Origin of the sequence: Actinophytocola sp. (assembly GCF_036555685.1) — a bacterium.
In the GTDB taxonomy this organism is placed as follows: Bacteria; Actinomycetota; Actinomycetes; order Mycobacteriales; family Pseudonocardiaceae; genus Actinophytocola.
This window is the reverse complement of the sequence record NZ_DATBKY010000244.1, coordinates 1-10,183: the sequence shown is the minus strand read 5'-3', so window position 1 is coordinate 10,183 and position 10,183 is coordinate 1. Positions and strand designations below refer to the sequence as shown.

General features: G+C 71.1%; 10 protein-coding genes. 8 read left to right on the top strand and 2 right to left on the bottom strand.

The window, feature by feature from the left end; translation table 11 throughout:
- From VH969_RS24540 to VH969_RS24505, 8 genes are all read left to right on the top strand, one after another.
- Positions 1–790 (top strand): ABC transporter substrate-binding protein (locus VH969_RS24540; protein WP_331978197.1); only part of this gene is annotated, 790 nt, incomplete at its 5' end.
- Entirely contained in the window at positions 790–1,575 is a 786-nt protein-coding gene (locus VH969_RS24535) for an ABC transporter ATP-binding protein (protein ID WP_331978195.1), read from the top strand. The genes VH969_RS24540 and VH969_RS24535, both read left to right, overlap by 1 nt.
- Positions 1,576–1,592: 17 nt before the next feature.
- Positions 1,593–2,768, top strand: coding sequence for a Gfo/Idh/MocA family protein (locus tag VH969_RS24530; protein ID WP_331978193.1), 1,176 nt, complete (start codon positions 1,593–1,595; stop codon positions 2,766–2,768).
- A complete protein-coding gene (locus VH969_RS24525) occupies positions 2,768–3,913 on the top strand; it encodes a dihydrodipicolinate synthase family protein (protein ID WP_331978191.1) in 1,146 nt (381 codons plus the stop codon). Before VH969_RS24530 ends, VH969_RS24525 begins: the two co-directional genes overlap by 1 nt.
- On the top strand, positions 3,898–4,704 hold the full coding sequence (locus VH969_RS24520) for a sugar phosphate isomerase/epimerase family protein (protein WP_331978189.1): 807 nt from the start codon (positions 3,898–3,900) through the stop codon (positions 4,702–4,704). The genes VH969_RS24525 and VH969_RS24520 overlap by 16 nt, the downstream gene beginning before the upstream one ends.
- 228 nt (positions 4,705–4,932) lie before the next feature.
- Positions 4,933–6,720, top strand: coding sequence for an aa3-type cytochrome oxidase subunit I (ctaD, locus tag VH969_RS24515; protein ID WP_331978187.1), 1,788 nt, complete (start codon positions 4,933–4,935; stop codon positions 6,718–6,720).
- 7 nt (positions 6,721–6,727) lie between these two features.
- Positions 6,728–7,954: a phosphoserine phosphatase SerB gene (gene serB / locus VH969_RS24510; RefSeq protein WP_331978185.1), complete on the top strand. Its 1,227-nt coding sequence runs from the start codon at positions 6,728–6,730 to the stop codon at positions 7,952–7,954.
- Entirely contained in the window at positions 7,951–8,703 is a 753-nt protein-coding gene (locus VH969_RS24505; protein ID WP_331978183.1) for an aminoacyl-tRNA hydrolase, read from the top strand. The genes serB and VH969_RS24505 overlap by 4 nt, the downstream gene beginning before the upstream one ends.
- A gap of 520 nt (positions 8,704–9,223) precedes the next feature.
- Here the strand turns inward: VH969_RS24505 and VH969_RS24500 are convergent.
- Positions 9,224–9,424: a DUF397 domain-containing protein gene (locus VH969_RS24500; protein ID WP_331978199.1), complete on the bottom strand. Its 201-nt coding sequence runs from the start codon at positions 9,422–9,424 to the stop codon at positions 9,224–9,226.
- A gap of 13 nt (positions 9,425–9,437) precedes the next feature.
- On the bottom strand, positions 9,438–10,183 hold a 746-nt coding region (locus VH969_RS24495; RefSeq protein WP_331978181.1), incomplete at its 5' end, for a DUF5753 domain-containing protein.

Sequence of the window (10,183 nt, the reverse complement as noted above, 5' to 3'; positions counted from 1 at the left end):
GGTGATCAAGCAGGTCGCGCAGAACCAGACGACGTTCGGCTGGGCGGACACCCCGCCGCTGCTGAACGGGATCGCGTCCGGGATGCCGGTGAAGAGCGTCGGCGTGTTCCTGCAGAAGGGCCCGGCGTCGCTGGAGTTCCTTTCCGACCAGAAGATCACCAAGCCCGAGGACCTCAAGGGCAAGACGGTCGGTGGCACGCCCGGCGACGCGATGTACGCGACGTTCCCCGCGTGGCTCAAGGCGAACGGCATGTCCGCGAGCGACGTGAAGGTCGTGAACATGGACCCGGCCAACAAGATCGCACAGCTCGCCGAGGGCCAGGTCGACGCGATCATGGGCTTCTTCCACGACCAGGGCCCGACGATCGAGGCGAAGACCGGCAAGAAGGTCGACCACCTCCTCTACGCCGACTCGGGGCTGAACATGCTCGGCACCGGCATCGTCGTCAACGACAAGACGCTCTCCGAGCAGAAGGACCTGGTGACCCGGTTCGTCCGCGCCACGCAGAAGTCGTGGGCCGAGGCGGTCAAGGACATCCCGGCCGCGGCGCAGGCCATGGCCGCCATGGCCGAGAACGAGCCACCGGAGGAGGTGCTCGTCAAGCAGCTCACGCTCGCGCAGCCGCTGCTGCAGCTGGACACCGAGTCGACAGGGGGCCAGCCGGGCGTCAACACCGAGGAGCAGTGGCAGGGCACCATCGACCTGATGAAGCAGTACGCCGACCTCGCCGACGCGGGCGCACCGTCGGACTACTGGGACGGCTCGCACGCGAAGGCCTCGGGCTCCTGATGACCGGCACGCTCACCGGCACGGCCGTCGACGTCACGGACCTGACCGTCCGCTTCCAGTCGAAGCGGTCGGCCACCACGGCGCTCGAGGACGTCACCATGCGGGTCGAGGCCGGTGAGTTCGTCACCATCGTCGGCCCCTCCGGATGCGGGAAGTCCACGCTGCTCAAGGTGATCGCCGGGCTCGTGCGGCCGACGACCGGGTCGGTGACGCTGCTCGGCGGCCTCGTCACCCGGCCGCAGCAGAACATCGGGTTCGCGTTCCAGCGGGCCGCGCTGCTGGAGTGGCGCGGCGTGCGCAAGAACATCCTGCTGCAGGCCGAGATGCGGGGCATGAGCCGGGCCGAGGCCGCGGTCCGGGCCGACGAGCTGATCGAGCTGACCGGCCTGTCCGGGTTCGAGAAGGCGCTGCCGCACGAGCTGTCCGGCGGCATGCAGCAGCGGGTGGCGCTGTGCCGCGCGCTGCTGCACTCGCCGCCGGTGCTGCTGATGGACGAGCCGTTCGGCGCGCTCGACGCGCTGACCCGGGAAGGGCTCAACACCGAGCTGAACCGGATCTGGCGGGAGACCGGTACGACGATCCTGCTGGTCACCCATTCGATCGCGGAGGCCGTCTTCCTCGGCACCCGCGTGGAGGTGATGAGCCCCCGCCCGGGCCGGCTCATGCGGACGCTGCCGGTGGGGCTGCCGGCGGAGCGGGACTACGCGCAGGTGATGACCGACCCGGGGTTCGGCACGCTCACGCGCGAGATCCGCAGTTTGTTGGGCTCCCAGGCGAGCCACTAGGGCGAAGGAGCGGACAGATGACACAGCGCCCGGACGAGCCGCGCGCCTCCAGGGTTCCGGTCGGGATAGTGCTCAACGGTGTGACCGGGCGGATGGGGTATCGCCAGCACCTGGTCCGGTCGCTGCTCGCCATCCGCGCCGACGGCGGGCTGCCGCTGCCGGACGGCACGCTGCTGTGGCCGGAGCCGGTGCTGGTGGGGCGCAACGAGCGCAAGCTCGCCGGCATCGCCGAGCGGCACGGCCTGTCCGACTGGACGACCGACCTGACCGAGGCGCTCGGCCGCGACGACGTGTCGATCTACTTCGACGCGCTCACCACGCAGCGGCGGGAGAAGGCGATCTCGGCGGCGATCGAGGCCGGCAAGCACGTCTACACCGAGAAGCCGCTCGCGATGGACCACGCCGGCGCGCTCGCGCTGACCCGCGCCGCGGCGGCGGCGGGGATCAAGACCGGCGTGGTGGCGGACAAGATCTTCCTGCCGGGGCTGCGGAAGCTGAAGCGCCTGGTGGACGGCGGTTTCTTCGGCCGGGTGCTCTCGGTGCGCTGCGAGTTCGGCTACTGGGTGTTCGAGGGCGACTGGCAGCCCGCCCAGCGGCCGTCGTGGAACTACCGCAGCGAGGACGGCGGCGGCGTGGCGCTGGACATGTTCCCGCACTGGAACTACGTGCTGGAGCACCTGTTCGGCCGCGTCCGCTCGGTGCAGGCCACGATCACCACGCACATCCCGCGCCGCTTCGACGAGGACGGCGTGGCGTACGCCGCCACCGCCGACGACGCGGCGTACGCGACGTTCGAGCTGGCCGACGGCGTGGTCGCGCAGTTCAACTCCTCGTGGTGCGTGCGGGTGTACCGCGACGAGCTCGTCTGGTTCCAGGTGGACGGCACGCACGGCAGCGCGGTCGCCGGCCTGCGGCACTGCCGGGCGCAGTCGCGGGCGGCGACGCCGCGGCCGGTGTGGGACCCGGACCTGCCGCCGGACGTCGACCAGCGCGGCGACTGGGCGGAGGTGCCCGACAACGAGGTGTTCGACAACGGCTTCCGCGTGCAGTGGGAGGCGTTCCTGCGGCACGTGGTGGCCGACGAGCCGTTCGCGTGGGACTTCGCCGCCGCGGCGCGCGGGGTGCGGCTCGCCGAGCTCGGCATGCGGGCCGCCCGGGAGGGACGGCGGATCGAGATCCCGGAGACGGCCTGATGTCGACCTCGGTGGTCCTGCCGGGTGGCGAGCGGTACGCCGTGCGGGGCGCGGACGTCTCGCCCGGGTCGGCGCCGTCGCAGGCGCGGGTGGCGTACGCGGCCGCGCACGTGGTGGCGGATCCGCTGGCGGACAACGTGCCCGGGGCGCCGGCTTCGCTGGACTGGGACGCGACGCTCGCCTTCCGGCACCACCTGTGGCGGCACGGGCTCGGCGTCGCCGAGGCGATGGACACCGCACAGCGCGGCATGGGCCTGGACTATCCAGCGGTGCGCGCACTGGTCCGGCGAAGCGCGGCGGAGGCCGCGTCGGTGGGCGGGCGGATCGTGGCCGGGGTGGCCACCGACCAGCTGCCGCCCGGGCCGGCATCTCTCGCCGAGGTGCGGGACGCCTACCGGGAGCAGCTCGCCGACGTGGTGTCGGCCGGGGCGGTGCCGGTGCTCATGTGCTCGCGGCACCTGGCCGCGGCCGCGCGCGGGCCGGAGGACTACCTGTCCGTCTACGCCACCCTGCTGTCCGAGGTGGACTCCCCGGTGCTGCTGCACTGGCTCGGCGCGATGTTCGACCCGGACCTGGCGGGCTACTGGGGTTCCTCGTCGGTCGAGTCGGCGGCGGAGACGTTGCTGGCGCTGCTGAAGGACCACGCCGACGTGGTGGACGGCGTGAAGATGTCGTTGCTGGACGCGGACTTCGAGGTGGCCCTGCGCCGCCGGCTGCCGGCCGGGGTGCGCATGTACACCGGTGACGACTTCGACTACCCGTCGCTCATCGCGGGCGACTCGCACGGCCACTCGGACGCGCTGCTGGGCGTGTTCGCGGCCATCGCGCCCGTCGCGGGACGGGCACTGGCCACATTGGACTCCGGGGACACCGCCGGTTTCCGGGCGTTGCTGGACCCGACGGTGCCGCTGGCCCGCCACCTGTTCGGCACGCCGACGCAGTACTACAAGACGGGGATCGTGTTCCTGTCCTGGCTCGCGGGCCACCAGGACCACTTCACGATGGTCGGCGGCCTGCAGTCCGGCCGCTCGCCGGTGCATCTCGGCCGCCTGCTGGTGCTGGCGGACGAGGCGGGGCTGCTGCCGGACGCGTCGCTCGCCGCCGCCCGGGCGCGGGCGTTCTTCGCGACGTGCGGGGTCTGTTGATGGAGCGGTTCTCGTTCAACCAGGCCACCGCGAAGCACTGGCCGCTGCCGGACCTGGTCGCGGGGTGCGCGGCCGCCGGGGTTCGGTTCGTCGGGCTGTGGCGCGAACCGGTCCTGTCACACGGCCTCGCGCGGTCGGCCGCGCTGGTGCGCGACGCGGGCCTGTCGGTGAGCACGCTGTGCCGCGGCGGCTTCTTCGGCGCGGACGACTGGCGCGAAGACAACAGGCGCGCGATCGACGAGGCGGCCACGCTCGGGGCGCCGGTCCTCGTGCTCGTGTGCGGCGGCCTCGCCGGCCGGTCGCTGGCCGAGGCTCGCGAGCGGGTCGCGGCGGGGATCGAGGCGCTGGTGCCCCACGCGCTGGACGCGGGCGTGCGGCTCGCGATCGAGCCGATGCACCCGATGTTCACCGCGGACCGCAGCGTGGTGGCGACACTGTCCGGGGCCTTGTCGCTGGCCGCGCGGTTCCCGCCGGCGGCCGTCGGCATCGCGCTGGACACCTACCACGTGTGGTGGGACGAGCGGGTGCTCCCGGAGATCGCGGCCGCAGGCTCGCGGATCGCCTGCTTCCAGCTGGCCGACTGGGTCCTGCCACTGCCGGCGGACGTGCTGGTCGGCCGGGGCCTGCCGGGCGCGGGCTGCGTGGAGTTCGGCGTGTTGCTGGACGCGGTGGCCCGGGCCGGCTATCAGGGCCCGATCGAGGTGGAGGTCTTCAACGCGGAGCTGTGGACCCGCCCCGGCGCGGAGATCCTCCGCGACACGATCGCGGCCTATCAGGCCGTGACCTGCTGAAACCCGGTCTCGACAGCGCGGAACACGCCCGCGGCCCGATTGTCGGACGATCCGTGCTACCTGCCCCGCGTGTGGTGGGCCTCACAGGGGCCTCGTCCCTGACCATCGCGAGGGCGATCGGTCCAGGCCGGGGGTGCCAGCCCACGCATGTCAGCGCACGATGAGAAGGATACGATCGGCCCCCTAGCCACGGTTCGGCGTGGTTGTTCGACGCGCGGGAGGCATGGAGTGACTGCAGTAGCCCCGAAGCCGGTCGCCACGCGGCCGTATCCGGCGCGGCCGACAGTCAAGGGCGGGTATCTGCTCCAGTGGTTCCGGGAGACCGACCCGAAGAAGATCGGCGTGTTCTACGTGGTCACGGCGTTCGCCTTCTTCATGGTCGGCGGCGCGATGGCCATGCTCATCCGGTCCGAGCTGGCCTTCCCCGGGCAGCAGTTCCTGTCGCAGGAGCAGTACAACCAGCTGTTCACGATGCACGGCACGATCATGCTGCTGCTGTACGCGACCCCGATCCTCTTCGGGTTCGCGAACCTGGTGCTGCCGATCCAGATCGGTGCCCCGGACGTGGCCTTCCCCCGCCTGAACGCGTTCAGCTACTGGCTGTTCCTGTTCGGCGGCATCATCGTGCTCTCCGGCTTCCTTACCCCGGGTGGCGCCGCCGACTTCGGCTGGTTCGCCTACACCCCGCTGTCGGACAAGATCCACTCACCAGGTGTCGGCGGTGACCTGTGGATCGTCGGCCTGATCCTCGCGGGTCTCGGCACCATCCTCGGCGCGGTCAACATGCTGACCACCGTGATCTGCCTGCGCGCCCCCGGCATGACGATGTTCCGGATGCCGATCTTCGTCTGGAACATCCTGATCACGTCGATCCTGATCCTCATCGCCTTCCCGATCCTGACCGCGGCGCTGTTCGGCTTGCTGGCCGACCGCCAGATCGGCGCCCACGTCTTCGACCCGGCGAACGGCGGCGTGATCCTCTGGCAGCACCTGTTCTGGTTCTTCGGCCATCCCGAGGTCTACATCGTCGCCCTGCCGTTCTTCGGCATCGTGACGGAGATCTTCCCGGTGTTCAGCCGCAAGCCGCTGTTCGGCTACCGCGGCCTGATCTACGCGACGCTGGGCATCGGCGCGCTGTCCGTGGCCGTGTGGGCGCACCACATGTACGCCACCGGCGCGGTGCTGCTGCCGTTCTTCTCCTTCATGACCTTCCTCATCGCGATCCCGACCGGCGTGAAGTTCTTCAACTGGATCGGCACGATGTGGAAGGGGTCGCTGACGTTCGAGACGCCGATGCTGTTCTCGGTCGGCTTCCTCGTCACCTTCCTCTTCGGCGGCCTGACCGGCATCCTGCTGGCCGCGCCGGCCATCGACTTCCACGTGTCGGACACCTACTTCGTGGTGGCGCACTTCCACTACGTGCTCTACGGCACGATCGCGTTCGCCACGTTCGCCGGCATCTACTTCTGGTTCCCGAAGTTCACCGGGCGATATCTCGACGAGTCGCTGGGCAAGCTGCACTTCTGGACGACGTTCATCGGCTTCCACGGCACGTTCCTCATCCAGCACTGGCTGGGCAACGAGGGCATGCCGCGCCGGTACGCCGACTACCTGGCGAGCGACGGGTTCACCACGCTCAACACGATCTCCACGATCGGCGCCTACATCCTCGGCGCGTCCACGCTGCCGTTCATCTGGAACGTGTTCAAGAGCTACCGGTACGGCGAGATCGTCGACGCCGACGACCCGTGGGGCTACGGCAACTCGCTCGAGTGGGCCACCAGCACCCCGCCGCCGCGGCACAACTTCACCGAGATGCCCCGCATCCGCTCCGAGCGGCCGGCGTTCGACCTGCACTACCCGCACATGATCGAGCAGGCCCACGCGGACAAGTACACGGGCCCGTTCAGTGCCAAGCACGGCGCCGTGGCGGCGCCGCCCGCGCCGTCCGAGGTGCTCGCCGAGAAGATGAACCCGGACGAGATCTCCAAGGGCGACCCCAAGAAGCCGAACTGAGCCCACCTTGGTCGCAAAGCCGAGCACGCCGGTACTGATCACGGTCTCCGGGCCGGACAAGCCTGGGGTGACCTCGGTGTTGTTCGCCGTGCTCACCCGCCACGGCGTCGAGATCCTCGACGTCGAGCAGGTCGTCATCCGCGGGCAGCTCGTGCTCGGCGTCCTCGTCGGCACCGACCACGACCCCGAGGGCCTGCAGGAGTCCGTCGAGCAGGCCATGGCCACGGTGAAGATGCAGGTGACCGTCGAGATCGGGGCCGACCCGATCTCGCCGGCCCGGCTCGGCTCCAGCCACGTGCTGATCGTCCTCGGCCGCCCGGTCACCGCGCGCCAGTTCGCCGAGGTGGCGCGCCGGCTGGCCGCGCTGGACGCCAACATCGACGCGATCCGCCGGGTCGCCGACTTCCCGGTCACCGGCCTGGAGCTGCGGGTCTCGGTCGCCCAGGACACGCCGGAGTCCGACGCCGACCTGCGTTCGGCGCTCGCCGAGGTGTCCGCGCGGATCGGGCTGGACGTCGCGGTCGAGCGCGACGGCCTGACCCGGCGGGCGAAGCGGCTCGTCGTGTTCGACGTCGACTCCACGCTCATCCAGGGCGAGGTCATCGAGATGCTCGCGGCCCGCGCGGGCTGCGAGGACGAGGTACGCGCGGTCACCGAGGCGGCCATGCGCGGTGAGCTCGACTTCACCGACGCGCTGCGGCAGCGGGTCGCGGCTCTCGAGGGGCTGGCGGAGTCGGTGCTCGACGAGGTGGCCCAGTCGATCATGCTGATGCCCGGCGCGCGGACCACGATCCGCACGCTCAAGCGGCTCGGCTTCCGGTGCGGGGTCGTCTCCGGCGGGTTCACCCACATCATCGCGCAGCTCGCCGACCGGCTCGGCCTGGACTTCAGCGTCGCGAACGAGCTGGAGATCGTCGACGGCAAGCTCACCGGCCGGGTGCTCGGGGAGATCGTCGACCGGGAGGGCAAGGCCACCGCGCTGCGCGAGGCGGCCAAGCGGTTCGACGTGCCGCTGGCCCAGTGCGTGGCGATCGGCGACGGCGCCAACGACATCGACATGCTGTCGGCCGCGGGCCTGGGCGTGGCGTTCAACGCGAAGCCGGCGCTGCGCGAGGTGGCCGACACCGCGCTGTCGCACCCCTACCTCGACGTCGTGCTGTTCGTCCTGGGCGTCACCCGGGCCGAGGTCGAGGCGGCCGACGCGGCCGACGGCCTCGACCTCATCCGGCCGTGAGCATCCTCGACCCGCTGGCCGCACGGTACGCGGAGTGGCTGCGGCTGCCCGCCGCCGAGACCGCCGACACCGCCGCCGAGGACCCCGGGACCGTCCGGGCCATGCCCGTCGTGCTGCGGATCGAGCGGGCCGAGCCGCCCCGGCGCACCGCGTTGCTGGAGGCCGCCGCGTCCGCGGCCGTCGCGGTCTGCCTCGACCCGCGGGCCGATGAGGGCGGCGAGTGGCACGACGACCTCGCCGCGTGGATCGACGCCCGCATCCGCAAGGTCGCGCGGCGGGCCCGCGGCGCGCACTGGGCGGCCGTGCAGGCGCTACCGGGCGTCACGGTGACGGTCGACGGCGCGCAGGCGCGGGCGCTCGTGCCGGGCCGGGTCGTGGAGACACCGAAGGAGGTGAGCCGGCTGCAGATCAGCGGCAGCGAGCTGCCCTTCGACGAGCCCGGCCCGCCGCCGCCCGGCGTGCCGGTCCTCTGGCTGAACCCGGGCATCGAGATCACCGCCGGCAAGGCGGCGGCCCAGGTGGGCCACGCGACCATGCTGCTGGCGGCCCTCTGGCCGGACACCGGGAAGTGGGCCGCGGACGGCTTCCCGGTCGCGGTCCGCACGCCTTCGCGCGATCGGTGGGCCGCGCTGCGCCCGGGCGACGACCCCGAGCAGGCGTGGCGCACGCGTGGCGTGGTCGCGGTGCGGGACGCGGGGTTCACCGAGATAGCGCCGGGCACGGTCACGGTGCTGGCGCAGCTGCCCTGATCACGGGGTGCCGTGGCCGCCCACGGCGCCGTAGTAGCCCAGGTGATGCCCGGCGGGTTCTGCAAGCCGTGCAGGCCAACGACCAACCCGCTGTCCTGCCGCTGTCCCGCGGCGGCAGCTACGCCTCCGCGTCCGGGGTCGGGCACGCGAGCACCAGCTCCCGCAGGACGCGCCGGCCCGCGCGGGTGCGCCACCGGAACAGCGAGACGACCGCCAGGGCCGCCACGGGCCACGCCGCCGCCGGTAGCCCGGACGAACAACGCGGCGGCCACGGCCGCCAGCGCGATCGGCATCAGGCACTGCCGCCAGCTCGGCACGAGGAGCTTCGCGTCGGCCAGTTCGTTGCGCGTGGCCGCCAGCGCGGCACGTACCGGCACCTCGTGGCGGAGAGGGCCTGCTGCACCGCCGCGCGGGCCTTGATCGCCCGCGTCCCACCCGGGGTGCTCAGCGACCGGTAGACCGCTCGCGTCGCCGGATTCGACGAGCCCGGCGGCGGGACACGACCGCCCCGTCACATGAACTAGAGCGCCCGAGGGTCCCTTCGCGCTTCGCTCAGGAGTGCACGAAATGCGGACGTGGGAAGCAGGAGGACCGGCCCGGCGGCGTTCTTGGAATCCCGCAGGACCGTTGTCGAGGGGACAATCGCCACCTCGACGCAGTTGTCGTCCCCACCGCCGGAGCTGAAGCTACTCTTGCGCCACCGCGCGCCTGCCAGGTCCACAGTGGACACCCTCTCAGCTTGACCACATCTCCGCTGCCACCTGGTCGATCAGCATGGCCGACTCGGTTGGCCCCAACGCAAGCGATCGAAGGTGGTTGAACTGCAGTCTAGCCGGTTCCACCTGCTCGGATTTGTCCTGCCGCTCGTCGCCGAGAGCGTGCAATGAGTAGGCGATGCTGGGCTGTCCCGATGTGGGGAAATCCAGGATCGTGAAGCCGCCACCCATCGATTCGTTCGACACAACGGATGCGGGGAGAACCCGCAAGGTCACGGCTGGCAGCTCACTGATCAGGGTGAGGTGCTGGAGTTGGGTGCGCATGACCCCTGGTCCACCCACCGGATAGCGGAGAGCGAACTCGTGCACCACCGCATCCAGTTCGAGTGGATGCTCCTCGTCGGTGAGCCGTTCCTGGCGGGTCAGCCGCACCGCCAGCCTGTTCGCGATCCATTCCTCGGTGCGGGCGTTCCAACTCGATTCGAAGAGGGCCCGCGCATAATCCGCGGTTTGGAGCAGGCCGGGCACGAATGCGAGTTCGTAGTTGCTCACTCTGCTCGCACCGGTTTCTAGAGCCACGAAGTCCTTGTCGGAGATGCCGTACTGCTTCCACCAACCCCTGATCCGCGCCTGGCGGATGAGGTCGAGCACGTCGTCGAGGCGCTGGTCGTAGACGTCCATCATCGAGCGCACCAGGTGCACGGTGACCGGGCCGGTGCCGTTCTCGAAGCGGCTCAGCGAACTGCCCGCGATCTCCAGGCGCT